14 protein-coding genes and 3 pseudogenes are annotated in these 18,123 nt (G+C 68.2%); 7 read left to right on the top strand and 10 right to left on the bottom strand.

Features of this window, described 5'->3' with window-relative positions; all coding sequences use genetic code 11:
- The first annotated feature begins 159 nt into the window (after positions 1–159).
- The 4 genes from ACH4U7_RS49900 to ACH4U7_RS49885 all read left to right on the top strand — a co-directional run bounded on the left by ACH4U7_RS49900 (position 160) and on the right by ACH4U7_RS49885 (position 6,248).
- A complete protein-coding gene (locus ACH4U7_RS49900; protein WP_398534397.1) occupies positions 160–1,725 on the top strand; it encodes an acyl--CoA ligase family protein in 1,566 nt (521 codons plus the stop codon).
- Positions 1,726–1,883: 158 nt separating this feature from the next.
- Positions 1,884–2,444 (top strand): NUDIX domain-containing protein, encoded by a 561-nt coding sequence (locus ACH4U7_RS49895; protein WP_398534396.1) that lies wholly within the window; start codon positions 1,884–1,886, stop codon positions 2,442–2,444.
- Positions 2,445–2,615: 171 nt separating this feature from the next.
- Positions 2,616–4,958 (top strand): transketolase-like TK C-terminal-containing protein, encoded by a 2,343-nt coding sequence (locus ACH4U7_RS49890; RefSeq protein ID WP_398534395.1) that lies wholly within the window; start codon positions 2,616–2,618, stop codon positions 4,956–4,958.
- Positions 4,959–5,585: 627 nt separating this feature from the next.
- Positions 5,586–6,248: an adenylate kinase gene (locus ACH4U7_RS49885; RefSeq protein WP_398534393.1), complete on the top strand. Its 663-nt coding sequence runs from the start codon at positions 5,586–5,588 to the stop codon at positions 6,246–6,248.
- A 198-nt stretch (positions 6,249–6,446) separates the two neighbouring features.
- Here ACH4U7_RS49885 and ACH4U7_RS49880 read toward each other — a convergent pair.
- From ACH4U7_RS49880 to ACH4U7_RS49865, 4 genes and pseudogenes are all read right to left on the bottom strand, one after another.
- Positions 6,447–6,935: pseudogene (locus ACH4U7_RS49880) on the bottom strand (acyl-CoA dehydrogenase family protein); the annotation flags it as partial.
- Positions 6,936–7,052: 117 nt separating this feature from the next.
- Entirely contained in the window at positions 7,053–8,327 is a 1,275-nt protein-coding gene (locus tag ACH4U7_RS49875; protein ID WP_398534392.1) for an MFS transporter, read from the bottom strand.
- On the bottom strand, positions 8,324–9,016 hold the full coding sequence (locus ACH4U7_RS49870) for a FadR/GntR family transcriptional regulator (RefSeq protein WP_398534391.1): 693 nt from the start codon (positions 9,014–9,016) through the stop codon (positions 8,324–8,326). The genes ACH4U7_RS49875 and ACH4U7_RS49870 overlap by 4 nt, the downstream gene beginning before the upstream one ends.
- Before the next feature lie 722 nt (positions 9,017–9,738).
- Positions 9,739–9,906, bottom strand: a complete 168-nt coding sequence (locus tag ACH4U7_RS49865) for a hypothetical protein (RefSeq protein ID WP_398534403.1) — start codon at positions 9,904–9,906, stop codon at positions 9,739–9,741.
- On the opposite strand from ACH4U7_RS49865, the gene ACH4U7_RS49860 reads away from it, so the two are divergent.
- Positions 9,838–10,134, top strand: a complete 297-nt coding sequence (locus ACH4U7_RS49860; RefSeq protein WP_398534402.1) for an ATP-binding protein — start codon at positions 9,838–9,840, stop codon at positions 10,132–10,134. The two genes, ACH4U7_RS49865 and ACH4U7_RS49860, sit on opposite strands and share 69 nt — an antisense overlap.
- A 256-nt stretch (positions 10,135–10,390) precedes the next feature.
- Here ACH4U7_RS49860 and ACH4U7_RS49855 read toward each other — a convergent pair whose 3' ends face one another.
- The 5 genes and pseudogenes from ACH4U7_RS49855 to ACH4U7_RS49835 form a co-directional block, all read right to left on the bottom strand.
- Positions 10,391–12,139, bottom strand: a complete 1,749-nt coding sequence (locus ACH4U7_RS49855) for an acetyl/propionyl/methylcrotonyl-CoA carboxylase subunit alpha (RefSeq protein ID WP_398534401.1) — start codon at positions 12,137–12,139, stop codon at positions 10,391–10,393.
- Between the two features lie 53 nt (positions 12,140–12,192).
- Positions 12,193–12,441: pseudogene (locus ACH4U7_RS49850) on the bottom strand (cobalamin-dependent protein); the annotation flags it as partial.
- A gap of 111 nt (positions 12,442–12,552) precedes the next feature.
- The gene (locus ACH4U7_RS49845) at positions 12,553–12,762 is read right to left on the bottom strand and encodes an acyl-CoA carboxylase subunit epsilon (protein ID WP_398534390.1); all 210 of its coding nucleotides are present in this window, start codon (positions 12,760–12,762) and stop codon (positions 12,553–12,555) included.
- Between the two features lie 36 nt (positions 12,763–12,798).
- Positions 12,799–14,394: an acyl-CoA carboxylase subunit beta gene (locus tag ACH4U7_RS49840; protein WP_398534389.1), complete on the bottom strand. Its 1,596-nt coding sequence runs from the start codon at positions 14,392–14,394 to the stop codon at positions 12,799–12,801.
- A gap of 393 nt (positions 14,395–14,787) precedes the next feature.
- Entirely contained in the window at positions 14,788–15,345 is a 558-nt protein-coding gene (locus tag ACH4U7_RS49835; protein WP_398534388.1) for a Zn-ribbon domain-containing OB-fold protein, read from the bottom strand.
- Positions 15,346–15,615: 270 nt separating this feature from the next.
- Here ACH4U7_RS49835 and ACH4U7_RS49830 point away from each other — a divergent pair, with 270 nt between their 5' ends.
- Positions 15,616–16,299: a TetR/AcrR family transcriptional regulator gene (locus ACH4U7_RS49830; RefSeq protein ID WP_398534387.1), complete on the top strand. Its 684-nt coding sequence runs from the start codon at positions 15,616–15,618 to the stop codon at positions 16,297–16,299.
- 256 nt (positions 16,300–16,555) lie between these two features.
- On the opposite strand, the gene ACH4U7_RS49825 is transcribed toward ACH4U7_RS49830, so the two are convergent.
- The gene (locus tag ACH4U7_RS49825; RefSeq protein WP_398534386.1) at positions 16,556–17,668 is read right to left on the bottom strand and encodes an integrase core domain-containing protein; all 1,113 of its coding nucleotides are present in this window, start codon (positions 17,666–17,668) and stop codon (positions 16,556–16,558) included.
- A gap of 78 nt (positions 17,669–17,746) precedes the next feature.
- On the opposite strand from ACH4U7_RS49825, the pseudogene ACH4U7_RS49820 reads away from it, so the two are divergent.
- Positions 17,747–18,034, top strand: a pseudogene (locus ACH4U7_RS49820) (integrase core domain-containing protein); the annotation flags it as partial.
- Positions 18,035–18,123: the final 89 nt, after the last annotated feature.

The following is an 18,123-nucleotide window of genomic DNA, read 5'->3' as shown; positions in this document are numbered from 1 at the left end:
CACTCCGCCAGTTCCACTCCCAGCACAACCCCACACACCACAAGGAGACCAGCCGATGACCGACCTCTACAACCACGGCACCGGCGACATCCTCATCGAACGCCACCCCAACGGCATCCTCCTGATCACGACCGGCGTCCCGGCGCACGGAGCGGTGCGATGACCAGCGACCTGGGCTCCTTGTCCTTCGAGTCGTTGACCCCGACGTCGTATCTGGATCGTGCGGCGGCGGCGCATGGGGATCGGGTCGCGGTGGTGGATGGTCGGTCCCGGTGGACCTACGCGGAGCTGCGTGATCGGTGTCAGCGGTTGGCGGGCGGGTTGGCCTCGTTGGCCGGGGGGCGTCCGGTGGCGGTGCTGGCGCCGAACACGCATGTGTCGCTGGAGGCGCACTACGGGGTGCCGTGGGCGGGGGTGCCGCTGGTCGCGGTGAACACCCGGCTGTCGGCGGGCGAGGTCGCCTATATTCTGGAGCACTCCAAGGCGTCCGTGCTGATCCAGGACCCGTCGTTCGACGCGTTGGTGGACGAGGCCCTCGCCCGGCTGGACGCCCCACCGCACCGGATCAGGGCGGGGTGGGAATACGAGGATCTGCTGGCCGCGGCGGAGCCGCTGCATCTGACCCCGACCGACGAACGGGCGCTGCTGTCGATCAACTACACCTCGGGGACCACGGGCCGCCCGAAAGGCGTGATGTACCACCACCGGGGCGCGTTCCTCCAGGCCGTGGCGATGGTGGGACACACCGGACTGACGCCGTCGAGCGTGCACCTGTGGACGCTGCCGATGTTCCACTGCAACGGATGGACGTTCCCATGGGCGGTGACCGCGGCGGCTGGGACGCACGTCTGCCTGCCGAAGGTGGATCCGGCAGAGATCTGGCGACTGCTCCGGGAGGAGGGCGTCACGCACCTCAACGGGGCGCCGACGGTGCTGTCGATGATCGCCTACGCCCAGGAGGCCGCACCCCTGGACCGCACGGTGCGGATCGCCACCGGTGGGGCGCCGCCGTCGCCGGCGATCCTGCGGCGGACGGCGGAGCTGGGGTTCGAGGTCACGCACCTGTACGGGCTGACCGAGACTTACGGCCCAGCGATGCTGTGCGACTGGCGCCCGGAGTGGAACGACCGCGACGCCGCGGCACAAGCGCGGCTCAAGGCGCGCCAGGGCGTCGGAAACATGATCTCGTGCGTGCCGCGGGTGATCGCGGACGACGGCACGGACGTCCCCGCGGACGGTGTCACCACGGGGCAGATCGCGTTGCGCGGCAACAACCTCATGCTCGGCTACCTCGACGACCCGGAGGCCACCCTGGCAGCGGTGCCGGACGGATGGTTCCGGACCGGGGACATCGGCATCCTGCACCCCGACGGGTACGTGGAGCTGCGTGACCGCTCGAAGGACGTGATCATCTCGGGTGGGGAGAACATCGCGTCGGTCGAGGTGGAGCAGGCGATCATGGATCATCCGGCGGTACTGGAGGCGGCGGTGATCGCGGTACCTGACGAGCGCTGGGGTGAGGTCCCTGCCGCCTATGTGAGCCTGCGGGAAGGCGCTACAGCCACCGAGGCGGAGATCATCGAGCATGTGCGGGGCAGGCTGGCCCAGTTCAAAGCGCCGAAGACGGTCACATTCACCGAGCTGCCGAAGACCTCCACCGGGAAGATCCAGAAGTTCGTGTTGCGGGACAAGGTATGGGCCGGGAGCGAGAGCCGCATCCGGTGAACGACGGGAACGGACCGGTGGCACGCGAGGTCGTCGTCAGGGAGTGTCAAACCTCGTGCTTCCACGCGGCAGGGCGTCCGGCGGGTCGGGAACACGACGAGCTCCTGCCCGCAAGGGGACTTTTCCTGGGCCAGGCCGTCGCATGAAGGAGGCACCAGATGAAGAAGCGCGTCGGGTCCTCCCCGGGTGTCCGTGCCGAAGGCGGTGGTCGCGGGGTGGTCTCCCGGGCTTCACCAGGGGCACAGTTCCTGAATGGGACCGGTCGCCCCAGGTCTCAGGGCCCGCGGCAGGTAGTCGCTGTCATCCTCATGTGGCGGGGGCGCATCGGGTTGTTCAAGCGCAGTGGATCTGTCCAGCATGATGCGGGCTTGTGGCACTGCATCACCGGATACCTGGACGCTGACAGCGACCCGGTACGGCAAGCCATCCAGGAGATCTGGGAGGAGACTCTGCTCCCCGCCCCCGCTCTGGAGCAGCTGACTGCGGGCCCCACGCTGCGACTGGCCGACCCTCGTGGCGGGCCGGACTGGACCGTGCACACTTTTTTGGCCTGCACCAGTCAACGCCGGCTCACTCTCAACTGGGAGCACAAGGCATACCGGTGGGTACGGCCCTGGAAGCTGTCACAGTTCGACGGGCAGGTCGCATGGCTGACAGATGTCCTGCGAGCAGTCGACTCTCTGCCGTCAGCCAAGGCGCGTGATGGGGTCGCGTCTTAAGGCCGGTGCGAACCGGTCCAGCGCCCCGGGCCAGCCGATCAGGTGGCCCGAATCCGAGCAGAATGCTCGATCTATAAGAAACATCTTGTGCAGTCGCAGAGTTACCCGTCTTCTGGCGGAGCATAACGCGAAATTCCTAAGGCATGGTGCCGAATGCGGAGGTGGTCTGTGATGGTCGCGGAACTGAGGTCGGCCGGCGGCAACGGCGGTCCTGCCCAGGCGGAGGAGCTTGCCGCGCTGGAGTCGGTCGAACAGCGGGTGCTGTGGCTGTCCACCGCGATCACCGACCACGCCAACCGGGTGCGGCCGAACCCTTCGGGACTGAAGGTGGGCGGTCACCAGGCGTCCAGTGCCTCGATGACCTCGATCATGACGGCGCTGTGGTTTCATGCACTGACCGCCGAGGACCGGGTGTCGGTCAAGCCTCATGCCTCACCGGTGTTGCATGCGATCAACTACCTGCTGGGCGAGCTGGACGAGTCCTATCTGACCACGCTGCGTGCCTTCGGCGGTCTGCAGAGCTACCCCAGTCGCTCCAAGGACCCCGACCCGGTCGACTACTCCACCGGTTCGGTCGGTATCGGCGCCACCGCTCCCCTGTGGGGCGCTCTCGCCCGGCGCTACGTGGAGGGGCGCTTCGGCGGTGCCGGGAGGGGGCGCCAGTACTCCCTGCTCGGCGACGCCGAGCTGGACGAAGGCGCGATCTGGGAAGCCATCCAGGATCCGATGGTGCCGGGTCTGGGCGAAGTGGTGTGGGTCGTCGACCTCAACCGGCAGTCTCTCGACCGAGTCATCCCCGGCATCGCCGCGGACAAGCTGCAGGGCATGTTCGCCGCGGCCGGCTGGCAGGTGATCTCCCTCAAGTACGGGCGTCTTCTACAGGAGTTGTTCACCCGGCCCGGCGGCGAGGCCCTGCGCGCTCGTATCGATGCCATGGGCAACCCCGAATACCAGCGCCTGCTGCGCTGCTCCGCCGACGAGCTGCGCGAGCGCCTGCCCGGCACCGGCTCGACCGCCGGGCCGATCGCCGACCTCATCGCCCCCCTGGACGACGCCTCGCTCCTGGCGGCGCTGCGCAACCTGGGCGGCCACGACATCGGCGCGCTGTCGGATGCGTTCGCCGGTGTCGACGACACCCGCCCGACCGTGATCTTCGCTTACACGATCAAGGGCTACGGGCTCCCCACCGAGGGTCACCCGCAAAACCACTCCTCGCTCCTGACGGCCGACCAGATGAGTGCACTGGCCGACCGCCTGGGAACCGATCTCGACCACCCGTGGACGCGTTTCGGCGAGGGTTCGGCGGAAGCGGCCCTGTGCGCGGCGGCCGCCCAGCGGCTGCACCGTCCCGAACAGGCGCCCCAAGAGCCCCCTGCCGTCCCCGCCGATCTAGCGCGCCCGGCCCCCACCGGCATCGGGAACACTCAGCAGGCTCTCGGCCGCGTCCTGCTGGATCTCACCCGGCGGGCGCCGGAGGCGGCCGCCCGGATCGTCACCGTCAGCCCGGACGTCAGCTCCTCCACCAACCTGGGCGGCTGGCTCAACAAGGTGGGCGTGTGGTCGCCCACCGAGCGCACCGACTGGTTCGCCGACGACGCCGAGACCATCCTGCACTGGCGCGAGCAGCCGGCCGGTCAGCACGTGGAGCTGGGCATCGCGGAGACCAACCTGGTCGGTCTCCTCGGCGAGCTGGGCGCCACCTGGAGCCGGTGGGGCCAGCCGCTGCTGCCGATCGGCGTCGTCTACGATCCCTTCGTCAACCGGGCACTGGAGCCTTGGTCGTTCGGCATCTATGCCGGTGGCCAGTCGATCCTGGTCGGCACCCCTTCCGGTGTCACCCTCGCCCCGGAAGGCGGTGCACATCAGTCGATCACCACCCCCTCGCTGGGCATTGAACAGCCCGGCTGCGTCGCCTATGAGCCGGCGTTCGCCATCGACACCGAATGGTGCCTGCTCGCCGCACTCGGCAACTTGGCCAGTCCAGGGGGCAGGTCGGCGTATCTGCGGCTGTCGACCCGACCCATCGACCAGTCGACAGCCGCCGTGCCCAGCGACCCGGCCGCTCGCGAACGCCGTCGCCGACATGTGACCGCCGGGGCCTACCGGCTGCGGCAGCACGAGAAGCCCGTGGTGACACTCGCCGCGATGGGCGCTTTGGTCCCGGAGGTGCTGGCCGCCGCCGACCGGCTCGCCGCCCTCGGGCATGGCGCCGACGTTGTGTGCGTGACCAGCCCGGACCTACTCTTCCGCGCGCTCCAGGCCCGTCGCGGCCTGTCGGACGACCCGACCTGGATCCTCGACCAGGTCTTCCCCCTCGACCGGGCCACCCCGCTGGTCACCGTCCTGGACGGGCATCCCCACACCTTGGCTTTCCTGAGCACGATCCAGAACGTTCCCGTCAGCACTCTCGGCGTGACCCGGTTCGGCCAGTCCGGGGCGATCGAGGACGTTTACCGCTACCACCGCATCGACACGGACAGCATCGTCACCACCGCCCTCGACCTCATCGATTGAGGAAGAACCCGGTAGCCTCCGCGTGCCGGGGCCGGTACAGAAGAGCAAACCGCACTCACCGTCCGCGCCGGCCGGGTCCCACACCATCGACGTCGCCCCTCGACAACACCGTTCTGGGTCGCACCAGGAGTTGACCGCGGCAGCCACCATGCACAACCGGTCCGCCGCACCGTCCCCTCGCCGGGGATTCGCCTCTCATGCCCCGTCCGGCGGCACGCCCCTGTCCTGCCGAAAAGACGTACCGCCGGACGGTCCCGGCGCAGCCGACCCGTACTACCACCCCATGGGGCGACAGCTCCCCACCCACTCCGCCCGGCGGCACGGCGCGGCACCCGCCCTGACAAGCCGCGCCGTGCCGCCGGACGGTCGCGACCAACCTGTCCGCCCTTCCCACGCCGAGCCGAGCAGACGCACCACCCGGACGATTGGACATGTGATGAAGGCTCTGAGCGGAATCGAACGAAAGTGGTCCGGGGCTCCGGCCGTTCCCCGACCAGCCGCACCGTCAGCCAGTCGTCCGTATCTGGCCGTGGGTGGCAGGATCGGCGAGGTCGTCTCCAAGCCGTCGGCAAGCGCCTCCGCCGCCGATGAGCCCCAGCAGCGCAAGGACGAAGGGTTCCTCCGCTGATGCGCATCGTCCTCGTCGGGCCGCCGGGTGCTGGAAAGGGCACTCAGGCCACACGCCTGGCCGGGAAGCTGTCGATCCCGCACATCTCTACGGGCGATCTGTTCCGGGCCAACATCAGCCGGCAGACCGAACTCGGGCAACTCGCGAAGGTCTCCATGGACGCCGGCAACCTCGTCCCCGACGAGCTCACCATCGCGATGGCAAAGGACCGCATGCGACAGCCGGATGCCGAGAACGGCTTCCTGCTCGACGGTTTCCCGCGCAACGTCTCGCAGGCCGAGGCGCTCGACGAGCTGCTGAAGACCGAGGCCATCACGCTGGACGCGGTTCTTGACCTCGAAGTCCCCGAGGGAGAGGTCATCAAGCGCATCGCCGGGCGGCGCATCTGCCGCAGCCGGTCGGCACATGTGTTCCACGTGTCGTACAGCCCGCCGAAGAAGCAGGGCGTGTGCGACGTCTGCGGCGGTGAGCTCTACCAGCGCGACGACGACTCCGAGGAGACCGTCCGTAAGCGGCTCGAGGTCTACCACACGCAGACCGAGCCGATCATCGAGTACTACAAGACGCAGGGCCTGGCGGTCACGATCTCCTCCCTGGGCCAGGTGGACGAGGTCACGCGGCGGGCGCTGGAAGCCCTCCAGCGCGAGGACGACGGCAAGTAGCCGCCAGCACGTCTTCCACCACCACAAATGGCGGCGGCGGGCGTATGCCCAGAGCGGAGTGCCCTTTGACGTCCGAGGAGACCTGACCGGCAAGAACGTCGCAAAACATCCATCGAGGGATGGCTGGGCGCACCAGGCTCCGCCAACGGCATCCGGGCCTTCCGGCAAGTCTCACCAGGGAGGGGACCGGTTCCACCAGATTGAGGACCGGGTGTGGTCCAGCGTCTTCATCGCGGCGGCGAAGCCGGTGCCCTCCTCACCGATCATGCGGTCCGCGGGGATGCGGACGTTGTCCAGGTAGACCTCGTACGTCGGGGAGCCCTTGATGCCGAGCTTCTTCTCCGGGGCGCCGAAGGAGACGCCCCCGTCGGACTTCTCGACGACGAATGCGCTGATGCCCTTGGAGCGCTTGGTGGGGTCGGTGACGGCCCTCACCGCGTAGTACTCGGAGACGCCCGCGTCGGTGATCCAGCGCTTGACGCCGTTGCGCACTCAGTGGTCGCCGTCGCGGACCGCCTTGGTCTTCATGCCTGCCGCGTCGGAGCCGGCGTCAACGATCACGGTGGCGAGGGCGTCCGCGCCCGCCCCGCCGTACTCCTCGGGCACGTGCACCGCGTGCAGGTCATTCGCGACGAGGGCCTTGAGGGCCTCCTGCGGGAAGTGGGCCTCCTCGTCCACCGCGGCGGCGTCTGAGACCCATCCACCGCGGGAGGAGGGTGCCTGCTGAGCCGCAGTTTTCCCACAGCGGCTCAGGGAGGCCGACTCCGCGTTCTCTGCATCCGGTCCGATGCGTTCTGGACGGCGTCAGTCTGTCTCGCGGTCAGGCCGGGTGCGAACGTGGCGGTCGCGTCCAGCGCCATAACCGGCAGCGGCCATGACCAGGCTCAATGCGGTGAGGAGAAGGAGAGCACCAGTCCAGCTGCCGGTGGTGTCGTGGAGGACGCCCAGAAGAAGGGGTCCGGCCGCGGCGACGAGATAGCCGATGGACTGAGCCATCCCGGCCAGGGCTGTGGTCTCGCTGGGACCAGTGGCACGTTGGCTTTGGAAGCTCAGGGCGAGCACGAGACAGACACCGGCGCCCAACCCGAGAAGAGTGCACGCCGCGAGTGCGAGCGCTGGAAAGAGGAGCAGAAGCGCGAAGCCTGCGGCGACGATCGCTGAGCCCGCGGCCGCAGCGAAGCGCTGGTCGTGGCGGCCTCGAGTGATCAAAGGCAGCAACATGCTCGTGACCAGGGCGACGAGCTGGTAGTAGAACAGCATCCAGCCGGCAGCTGTGGTGCTCATGCCCTGCTGACTGAGGATGCTGGGCAGCCAAGCGACGGCGGTGTAAAAGGCAAGGGATTGCAGGCCCATGAAGAAGGACACCTGCCACGCCAGCCAGGATCGCCATGGGGTTCGAGCGTGTGTCCCACGAGACCGCACGTCGCCGTCCGGCCGGGACCCGCGTAGCCGAGGCAGCCACACGGCGAGAGCGGCGACGGCGACGACTACTCCCCAGGCCAGGGCGGAATGCCAGGTTCCGGGTAGGGTTTCGGCAAGCGGGACGGAGATGCCGGACGACAGAGCAGCGACCACTCCCATAGCGGTGACGTAGAGAGCGCTGACGGTATGAACCCGCGAGCCGGGTACGTAGGTGCGAATCACCGTAGGCAGCAGGACGTTGCCAACTGCGATCGCCACCGAGAGGATCACGGTTCCGACGAACAAACAGGCAAGCGAAGGCAAGGACCGGATCACGGTGCCCGCTGCCAGCACTGCGAGGGCGGCCACGAGGAGGCGGGTGGTGCCGACCCGGTGCGAGGTGCGCCCGACAAAGGGCGAAGTCACGGCAAACACAAACAGCGGCAGGGTGCTCAGTACGCCACCCTCTGACGCAGTCAATCCGGTGTCGTGCTCGATGGCCGGCAGCAGTGTGCCCACACCCGTCAAGGTCACGCGTAGGTTGGCCGCCACCAACAGGATCGCGATCAAGAGGCCCGCCGAAAGGGCGGGCGTGGTAACCGGCGTCTTCGGGGCTGCTATCCGGTCGGCCTTCGTAGCCGTGGTGAGGCCGGCGCGGGAGTTCCTCGAGGTGGTCACTTCTGTCGTTCCGTTCCGGTCTCGGTGAGCTTCACGATCTCGGTGGCGCAGTAGCGTGCACCGACCTCGTCCTGGGCGGCGATCGCCTCAACGAGACGCCTGTGCAGAAGGCTGTGCTCCGCGGCCGTCGCGCTGGGCCAGACTGTGCCGCCGATCTGTTCGGTGACCGCGGTGCTGAGGACCTCGTACACCTCGGTGAGAAGGGTGTTCCCGCTGGCACTCACCACAGCCTGGTGGAAGCGGGTATCGATCTCCGCGATGGCGGCCATCTCCGGTGAATCCGCTGTCGCCGCGGCCTCGTCGAGGAGGTGCCGCAGGCGATTCAGGTCGTCTTCGGTACGCCGCAACGCGGCCAAGCCCGAGGCGTACTCTTCCAGCACTGCGCGCAGTTCCAGCACGTCGCTCCACCTCGAGGTGTTGGCACGTCTCATCAGTACCGAGTGCATTTCGCTCGATGCCCGGACGTACGTCCCGTCACCCTTCCGAGCCTCCAGCAGGCCCAGATGCACCAGCGCGCCGAGCGCCTCGCGCACCGTCGTGCGCCCGACACCGAGTTGCTCGACCAGATCATGTTCGGGCGGAATCCGCATCCCTACAGGCCATGCGCCGGATGTGATCTGCTCACGAAGGGTGTCCACCAGTTGCGCCGACAAGCTCGCGACGCGGCGCGGCGTACGAAGATCTTTCATAAGGCGACCCTAACACCGAATGTCTGACATCTGTACGTGATGCCGCCACCCGCCTTGGTCCTCCCGTCGCGCATGGGCCCTGGACGCAGCGAATGCGTTGATCGCGGGGGCGCGGATGGGCGTCTTGACGACTCGGCCTTGGTGAGCAGCCGATAACAGGCCGTCGCGTGTTCCGCGAGTAGGTCGGCTGCGGCGTTCAGGCAGGCGAAGCCCAGCTCAGATGACATGCCATGTGGGTTGCCGAGCACTCCACCGGGTGCGACTGCCTTGACTCCGTCAGTGAATAAGCGGGCCAGTGGTTCGTCGTCCATGGGCGTGGCCGCATCCTCCCCGGCACTTGATCAGCCGGTGCGTCCTCCCTGGTGGTGCCGTCGGCGGGCAGCCGCGCGCATGGGTTGCAGACCGAAGCCTGACGCCACGGCCACATTACTGTGCATTAACCTGTTTTCCTTTCGCTCGATGGCTTGACGCCGCCGATATCGGGACATACGTTGAATGTGAATCACCCATAACGTTATCCGTCAATAACTACAAGAGTCGGTACGGACGTCATCCTCATGGCTGAGGGGCCACCCCCGCCGGTCTCCGGTGGCCTGGCGCCGCCACACCGCGCACGGGACGTTTCTCTCCGGCCTCGTCGTCCCCCGCCCCACCGGGACCCCCAGGACAGCACCATGAATCACAACCTGCCCATGAGGCTCAGCAACAGCCTTGAGACAGTCTCATCCGCTCGGACAGATGTGGTCTTCCCTCTGCCTCACATTCCAGAAGGTCTTGCCGTCGTCCGCCGACGCGCCGCCCACACTATGCAACAGTGGCGCATCCCCTCGGACCTTGCGGACGATGCGCTTCTGGTCCTCTCCGAACTGATCACCAATGCGGTCGTTCACGCCCTTCCCCCTGCGTCGCTGTGCTTGTCCCGGCAGGGTGGCCGGGCTGCGTGCGCTGTCCGCATCGAGGTCACTGACGCGGGCCCGGCGCTGCTGCGCCACCACGGCGGCAGCCCTCGGCAGCCCGAGGAGAGCGGCCGCGGGAGCGCCATCGTCGCCGCACTGTCCGCCCGCTCCGGAACCACGACTTACCAAGGCGGGACCACTCGATGGGCGGAAATCCAATAGCCCGCGCCCTGACCAGGCCCCCCGGCGTCCACCCCGCACGGCAGCGTGCGGTGGCGCGGCAGACGTGTCACCTGCGGCCGGTGGAGGCGGTCAGGGGGAGCTCGCGAGCTCTGGCGGCACGTACTCGGAAGTCACAGATGCCTGACCGGCGACGCGTTTGGCCCCGCCGGGCGGTCGGCTAATCCTGCCGAGGACAGCGGAAGCGCCAGTCAGTCCTGGGACTTACCTCCGAGTGGAGCCACAGCGATCATTCCTGTCAGTCCTTGATCTCGCAGATGACCGCGCCCGAGGTGATGGACGCGCCGACCTCGGCGGCCAGGCCCTTGACGGTGCCCGCGCGGTGGGCGTTGATGGGCTGTTCCATCTTCATGGCCTCCAGGACCACGATGAGGTCGCCTTCGGCCACGGTGTCGCCCTCGCCCACGGCGACCTTGACGATGGTGCCCTGCATCGGGGAGGCGAGGGCGTCGCCGGAGGCGGCGGAGCCGGACTTCTTGACCGCCTTGCGCTTGGGCTTTTTCGAGCCGCCCGCGGGGGCGGTGGCCACGCCCAGGGAGGCGGGCAGCGAGACCTCCAGGCGTTTGCCGCCGACCTCGACAACGACGGTCTCGCGGCCGGTGGGCTCCTCGGCCTCGTCCGTGCCGGTGGGGGTGAAGGGGGCGATGGTGTTGTGGAACTCGGTCTCGATCCAGCGGGTGTGGATGGTGAACGGCTCGCTGGTGAACGCCGGGTCCCTCACCACCGCCTGGTGGAACGGGATCGCCGTGGCCATCCCCTCGACCTGGAACTCCGCCAGCGCGCGGGCCGCGCGCTCCAGGGCCTGCCGCCGCGTGGCGCCGGTGACGATCAGCTTGGCCAGCAGCGAGTCCCACGCCGGGCCGATCACACTGCCGGACTCCACCCCGGCGTCCAGCCGCACCCCCGGCCCGCTGGGCGGCACGAAGGAGGTCACGGTGCCCGGGGCGGGCAAGAAGTTCCGGCCCGGGTCCTCGCCGTTGACGCGGAACTCGAAGGAGTGGCCGCGCATCGGGGGGTCGTCGTAGCCGATCGGTTCGCCGTCGGCGATGCGGAACATCTCGCGGACCAGGTCGATGCCGGTGACCTCTTCGGTGACCGGGTGTTCCACCTGGAGCCGGGTGTTGACCTCGAGGAAGGAGATGGTGCCGTCGTTGCCGACGAGGAACTCGACGGTGCCCGCGCCGACGTATCCGGCCTCCTTGAGGATGGCCTTCGACGCCCGGTACAGCTCGGCGTTCTGCTCGTCGGTGAGGAAGGGCGCGGGGGCCTCTTCGACGAGTTTTTGGTGGCGGCGCTGGAGGGAGCAGTCACGGGTGGAGACGACCACGACGTTGCCGTGGGTGTCGGCCAGGCACTGGGTCTCCACATGGCGGGGCTTGTCGAGGTAGCGCTCGACGAAGCACTCCCCGCGGCCGAACGCCGCCACGGCCTCGCGGACCGCGGAGTCGTAGAGCTCGGGGACCTCTTCCATGGTGCGGGCGACCTTCAGGCCGCGGCCGCCGCCGCCGAAGGCGGCCTTGATGGCGATGGGCAGGCCGTGCTGTTCGGCGAAGGCCATGACCTCGTCCGCGCCGGAGACCGGGTCGGGGGTGCCGGCGACCAGGGGGGCGCCGGCGCGCTGGGCGATGTGGCGGGCGGCGACCTTGTCGCCCAGGTCGCGGATGGCGTGCGGCGGGGGGCCGATCCAGGTCAGGCCCGCGTCCAGGACGGCCTGGGCGAATTCGGCGTTCTCGGAGAGGAATCCGTAGCCGGGGTGGACGGCGTCGGCGCCGGATTCGGCGGCCGCGGCCAGGACCTTGGCCTGGTCGAGATAGCTGGCCGCCGGGGTGTCACCGCCCAGCGCATAGGCTTCATCGGCCGCGCGCACATGCACAGCGTCCCGGTCCGGATCGGCGTAGACGGCTACGCTCGCGATCCCGGCATCCCGGCAGGCACGGGCAACACGGACAGCGATCTCGCCACGGTTGGCGATGAGCACCTTCGTCAGCATGTCGGCTCCAGGGTCTGGTTCGGGGCGGCGTCGAGCTGGCCGATGGTTTCGAGCGTCAGGTGGCCGCCTGAAAGTACGGAGAGACCCGGGAGCGCCGCAGCCTCGGCGAAGACGGTGGCGACGATCTGTGCCGGGGTTTGGTGCGGGCCGGTGCCGAGGACCTCGTAGCCGGTGTCGCGCAGGCCCCGGGCGATGACGTCGGCGCCGCGGTCGTGGCCGTCAAGCCCAGGCCCGGCGATACGGGTGCCCGGCACCGGCGCGACACCGGCACGAGCTGTCCGCTGTTGCGGAGTCTTCATGGTCTCTCCATTCGAATGGTCAGCGGGGCGGGAGGGCCCCACCGGCCGCCGGGGCCAGGGAGTTCGCGGTGCTTGTGCGACGACGTCGCGGCTGCGGGCCCCGTGGCTTCCTCAGCGTGGCCAGTAGGAGCTGCGCCACGCTGCCTGGCCCGGCTGGGGCGGGGCGCTGCACGAGATGTTGCGGGTTTTGACCGTCCACTCGTCCAGTCGCTGCGGCGTCGCAGGGACGGCTGAGGCCGCTGCGGCGCGGGCTTGGATCACCGCTAGCGCGGCGGCCAGCTCCTCGGGAGTGGGGTTGCCCCGTACGACCGTGAACGCCATTGGCCGCCCTTTCCGAAGTCCGTGAGGTCAGTGGGGTCAGAGGGGGATGTTGCCGTGCTTCTTCGGGGGCAGCGCTTCGCGCTTGTTCCGCAGGGTCCGCAGGCCGCGGACGATGTGGCGGCGGGTCTCGGAGGGCATGATCACCGCGTCGACGTAGCCTCGCTCGGCCGCGATATACGGATTCAGCAGGGTGTCCTCGTAGTCGGCGATCAGCTCGGTGCGGGTGGTCTCCGGATCGTCGGAGGAGGCGATGGTGCGCCGGTGGAGGATGTTGACCGCGCCCTGGGCGCCCATGACGGCGATCTGCGCGGTGGGCCAGGCGAGGTTGAGGTCGGCGCCCAGGTGCTTGGAGCCCATGACGTCGTACGCGCCGCCGAAGGCCTTGCGGGTGATCACGGTGATCAGCGGGACGGTGGCCTCCGCGTAGGCGTAGATCAGCTTGGCGCCGCGCCGGATGATGCCGTTGTACTCCTGGTCGGTGCCGGGCAGGAAGCCGGGCACGTCCACGAAGGTCAGGACGGGCACGTTGAAGGCGTCGCAGGTGCGCACGAAGCGGGCGGCCTTCTCGGAGGCGTCGATGTCCAGGCAGCCGGCGAACTGCAGCGGCTGGTTGGCGACGATGCCCACCGGGTGGCCCTCGACCCGGCCGAAGCCGGTGATGACGTTGGGTGCGAAGAGCGCCTGGGTCTCCAGGAACTCGTTGTCGTCCAGCACGTGCTCGATGGCCTTGTGGACGTCGTACGGCTGGTTCGCCGAGTCCGGGATGAGGGTGTCCATCTCCCGGTCCTCGTCCGAGACCTCCAGATCGGCCTCGTCGGGGAAGGCCGGGGGCTCGGAGAGGTTGTTGGAGGGGAGGTAGGACAGCAGGGCCTTGACGTACTCGATGCCGTCCTTCTCGTCCCCGGCCATGTAGTGGGCGACACCGGAGGTGGTGTTGTGGGTCCGGGCGCCGCCCAGGGCCTCGAAGCCCACGTCCTCGCCGGTGACCGTCTTGATCACATCGGGGCCGGTGATGAACATGTGCGAGGTCTGGTCGACCATCACCGTGAAGTCGGTGATCGCCGGGGAGTAGACCGCCCCGCCCGCGCACGGGCCCACGACCAGGCTGATCTGCGGGATCACCCCGGAGGCGTGGGTGTTGCGGCGGAAGATCTCGCCGTACATGCCGAGCGAGACCACGCCCTCCTGGATGCGGGCGCCACCGGAGTCGTTGATGCCGATGACCGGGCAGCCGGTCTTCAGCGCGAAGTCCATGACCTTGACGATCTTCCCGCCGAACACCTCCCCGAGCGCGCCGCCGAAGACCGTGAAGTCCTGGGAGAACACGGCCACCGGGCGGCCGTCGACCGTGCCGTAGCCGGTGACCACCCCGTCCCCGTAGGGGCGGTTCTGGTCGATGCCGAAGTTGGTCGAGCGGTGCCGGGCGAACTCGTCGAGCTCGGTGAAGGACCCCTCGTCCAGGAGGAGGCCGATGCGTTCGCGCGCGGTCAGCTTGCCCTTGGCGTGCTGCTTCTCCACCGCGCGCGCGGACCCGGCGTGGGTCGCTTCTTCGATGCGGCGCTGCAGGTCCGCGAGCTTCCCAGCGGTCGTGCGGATGTCGACGTCGGCCGGCTGCGCGGGCTCGGTGCTCACTGCTTGGCTCCCTTCTGAGCGTTGGCGCTGGTGGCGTGCCAGGTGGTGAGCGAGAGCCCGGTTGCCGAGGCAGCTGTGAATGAGTTTCCGAGCGGGAACGGCACTGCCATCCGCACCGGGGAACCCGGAAGGGGAGCGGTCGGTTGGTGAAGCGGGGCCGTCAGACCGGCGCCTGGGGGCACCGTTACGTCATCGCGTCTCAGCGTTCTTGGCAGGAACGAATCGGTCGGCATTGGGGGGCGGAGTGGTAGGCGGCAGCCAGGAGGGGGCATTGGAGGCACTCCAGAGGTGATGGGCCATGGCCTGTGGGGCCGAACTCGAGGTCAGAAGGTGTCGTGGGGGACGTACACACCCCAGACGTCGCTGGAGCAAGTGGGCGTGCTGCCTCGACGTTCATCGCGACGGAGGCTGTGGAGGCTCGCAGAGGCGGAAGAGGAGTGCCTGAGGGCCGGACTCGATGCCTTCTGCCAGACACACCGGGGCCCCGACCCGCACGGTGAGCGGCGGCACGCCGATGACCCTGGAGCACAGCCAGAATCCCTCGTTCATGTTGATGGTGGCGAGTGCGCACTGTCTCCCGGGGCTCCGGCCCACGGCCAGGACATGGCGGATGACTCCGGTGCCGCAACTGAGCTCCCAGGCGAGATCGGTGGAGGCGCAGACGGGACACAACAGCCGGCGGAAGACTGCGGTCCGACACCAGCGGCAGCGCTGGAAGTACAGCTCTCCACCCCCCACTCCACCCAGCGGCACCTGCGTGGGGCAGTCCGCCTCCGGGAGTGGGCTCGCGCTTGGATCGACCTCCCGTTCGACGGGGACGCTATCCGTGGTTTCGATCGCTGTATGGAGCACGGTGTCTCTCTCCGTCCCCGGCCGGAAACGACCCGTGACGGGAGGTGGTGGCTCACCGGTCACGGCTGTGGCACGTCGCACCGCTGTGGTGGCGTGCATATCCAAGCTATGGCACTGAGTGCCGTAAGTAAAGTACTCAGTTCCAAATGGGGCGTGGGTGCTGGACGTGGTGGTGTGCCGAGGCGGCGGTTCCTTGTGGTGGCAGGCGAAGATGTCCCTGGTCGGGTGCAGGGGAGTGCTGGGCTCGCTCCTTGCTGGGACGCCACACCGCGCCACTCGGCGCCCGATGCCCGAGGGAATTCGGTACTCAGTCCCATCGAGACGAGGCAAGTGGCGTCCGCGCGGTAAGGCGGGGAAGGATGGGGGATCATGAGCAAGCTACCTGCACGGATCCGACTGGCAGATGCCGCATTCGCGCTCTTCGACGAGCGCGGATACGAGCAGACGACCGTCGATGACATCGCTGAGCGAGCGGGGCTCGGGCGCACGACGTTCTTCCGCAACTACCGTTCCAAGGAAGACGTCATCTTTCCGGACCACGACCGGCTCCTGGCGTTGATCAGAGATCGGCTGGCGACCTCGAGCCACAGCACCGCCCTGGTCGCCGTGTCGGACGCGGTTCGACTCGTACTGCTGCACTACGTGGATGAGGGCGACCTGGCGAGGCGGCGATACGCCCTCACGAGCAAGGTGGCTGCCCTGCGTGACCGGGAGATCGCCAGTGTGGGCCGCTATCAGCGACTGTTCCGGGAGTTCATCGCGGACTGGATGGGGGGTCCGACGGAATCGGCGTCGCTGAGGGCCGAACTCATGGCCGCCGCGGTGGTCGCCGCTCACAACCATGTGCTGCGTCGCTGGCTTCGGGGCGAGTCGTCCGACCCGGTCGCCGAGGTGGACGAGGCGATGCGTGAGGTGCTCGCCCTCTTTCGGGCGCCCGGCTCCTCACCGGAGCCCGGCGCCGGTACCACCGTCGTCGCGTTCAGGACCGGGCAGGACATCGACGCCCTGCTTCCCTCCCTGCGACGTCTCGTCGAGGACGGCGCCGACCACTGAAGCCGGCTCCGCATGAACGAGTGATGCCGCGCACAACGGAGACCGGGGCGCGCTGTGGCGTGTTGGCTTCCGGCCGTGGCTTCCCCGGTCCCCAACACCTACGACGCCAGATGCAGGGGCGAGTACGGGACGAGCCGGCGGACCGTACCTGGTTCGCAGCCCTGTCCTCGCTGATCCCTCGTGTTTCGCGGTCTTGAGTGATCAGGTTCCGGCGGTGGCCCAGGCTGTGAGGACGTGAAGGGTGTCATTATTCCGATCAGGCTGCTGAGCTGGGCTTTCTCTGCCGATGGTGAGGCGGTCGGGGCGGCGTGGTGTGGTACTCGTTGAGCAGTCCACCGAGCACCTGTCGGCGCCTGACTGTGCCGGCAGGTAGGGGGATGATGTGCGGGTCGTCGTCTGGGGCTCGTAGGTCGAGGCTGCGGTGGGGCCGTCTGGCGTTGTAGTGCTGGGCATACGTGGTGAGGACGGTGCGCAGATGTCGCTCGCCGGTGATGAGGAGGCGGTCGGTGCACTCGGCGCGGGCTGTGCGTATCCATCGTTCGGCGAACGCGTTTGACCGTCGGCTTTGCGGCGGTGTCGGGATGACGGCTGTGCCGTTGCCGACGAAGACGGCGTCGAATGCCGCGGTGAACATGTTGTCCCGGTCCCGGATGAGGAACCGGAAGCACCCAGCCCTCTCCTCGAGATCCACGAGCAGGTTGCGGGCGAGCTGGGTGACCCATACGCCTGTAGGGCGTGCGGTGACGCCCAGGACATGGACGCGCCGGGTGGCGATCTCCATGACGAAGAAGACGTAGAGACGCTTGAGGAAGACGGTCTCCACGTGTATGAAGTCGCAGGCGAGCAGCGTGTGGGCCTGGGCGCGGAGGAAGGAACGCCAGGTCTGCTGGCTTGCTCGCTGCGGTGCGGGCGGTAGGCCGGAGCGGCGCAGGACGCGTCGGATAGTTGCGGCGGCGACCCGATGGCCAAGCCGTCGCAGTTCACCTTGGATCCTGACGTATCCCCAGGTCGGGTCCTCTGTCGCCAGGCGCTGGATGAGCGCGACTGTCTCTTCCGGCAATGGTGGACGACCGGGGCCGACCGCCGTCTGGCGCCATTTCCAGCGCACCAGACGGCGGTGCCAGGTCAGCAGGGTGCCCGGGGTGACCAGCCGATGGCGGCGTAAGGCGGGTGGCAGGTGCCGTGCGAGAGCGGAGAGCACGGCACGATCGGCCCATGAGAGCCGCGGCCGCTGGACCTGCCGGCGCAGCACGGCGACCTCATGACGAAGGGTAAGGATCTCGGCGTTGTTCGCGGCGGTCGACCGGCCCAGCAAAAGGAAGCAGCCCAGCAGTCGGCAGAAGATCAGGTAGAGCAGTCGCAGGCCCACAATCACTGATCATGCCCACACGTGGGCGAGCGCAAAGCCCCAGGTAAACCACCGTACGGCAATAAAGATACCCTTCACGTCACCACCGGCATTCGGATACCCCGGATGAACTCACTTATGGAGCGCTGGATAAAGACCTGCCGCGCCGAACTCCTGGACCGGACCCTGATCTGGAACCAGAGCCACCTCCTCCACGCCCTGCGCGAGTATGAGTCCTTCTACAACGCGCACCGCCCCCACCGGGCCCGCCAACTACCTCCCCAAGCTCACGGACAACCACCTCCAGTCCTGAAGCCGACCAGCCGCAAAGTCCTGCGCACTCGCGTCCTCGGCGGTGTGATCAACGAGTATAGATATGCCTCTTGACCAGGAGCGACGATTATTCGAGCCCCGCAGGATGCTCGGCCATCCATCTCGTTCGCTTCTATACCTGGAAGTCCGTCTGGTTTGAAGTT

The organism is Streptomyces sp. NPDC020845 (genome assembly GCF_044334165.1).
Taxonomy (GTDB): domain Bacteria; phylum Actinomycetota; class Actinomycetes; order Streptomycetales; family Streptomycetaceae; genus Streptomyces.
Note: the sequence above shows the minus strand (reverse complement) of the source record. Positions and strands in the feature narration are given on the sequence as shown.

What these genes read in the sequence shown, in the direction of transcription:
- ACH4U7_RS49870 (WP_398534391.1), bottom strand. Translation starts at nt 9,016, where the DNA reads ATGAAAGATCTTCGTACGCCGCGCCGCGTCGCGAGCTTGTCGGCGCAA.
- ACH4U7_RS49890 (WP_398534395.1), top strand. Translation starts at nt 2,616, where the DNA reads ATGGTCGCGGAACTGAGGTCGGCCGGCGGCAACGGCGGTCCTGCCCAG.
- ACH4U7_RS49835 (WP_398534388.1), bottom strand. Translation starts at nt 15,345, where the DNA reads ATGCACGCCACCACAGCGGTGCGACGTGCCACAGCCGTGACCGGTGAG.
- ACH4U7_RS49830 (WP_398534387.1), top strand. Translation starts at nt 15,616, where the DNA reads ATGAGCAAGCTACCTGCACGGATCCGACTGGCAGATGCCGCATTCGCG.
- ACH4U7_RS49895 (WP_398534396.1), top strand. Translation starts at nt 1,884, where the DNA reads ATGAAGAAGCGCGTCGGGTCCTCCCCGGGTGTCCGTGCCGAAGGCGGT.
- ACH4U7_RS49845 (WP_398534390.1), bottom strand. Translation starts at nt 12,762, where the DNA reads ATGGCGTTCACGGTCGTACGGGGCAACCCCACTCCCGAGGAGCTGGCC.
- ACH4U7_RS49900 (WP_398534397.1), top strand. Translation starts at nt 160, where the DNA reads ATGACCAGCGACCTGGGCTCCTTGTCCTTCGAGTCGTTGACCCCGACG.
- ACH4U7_RS49885 (WP_398534393.1), top strand. Translation starts at nt 5,586, where the DNA reads ATGCGCATCGTCCTCGTCGGGCCGCCGGGTGCTGGAAAGGGCACTCAG.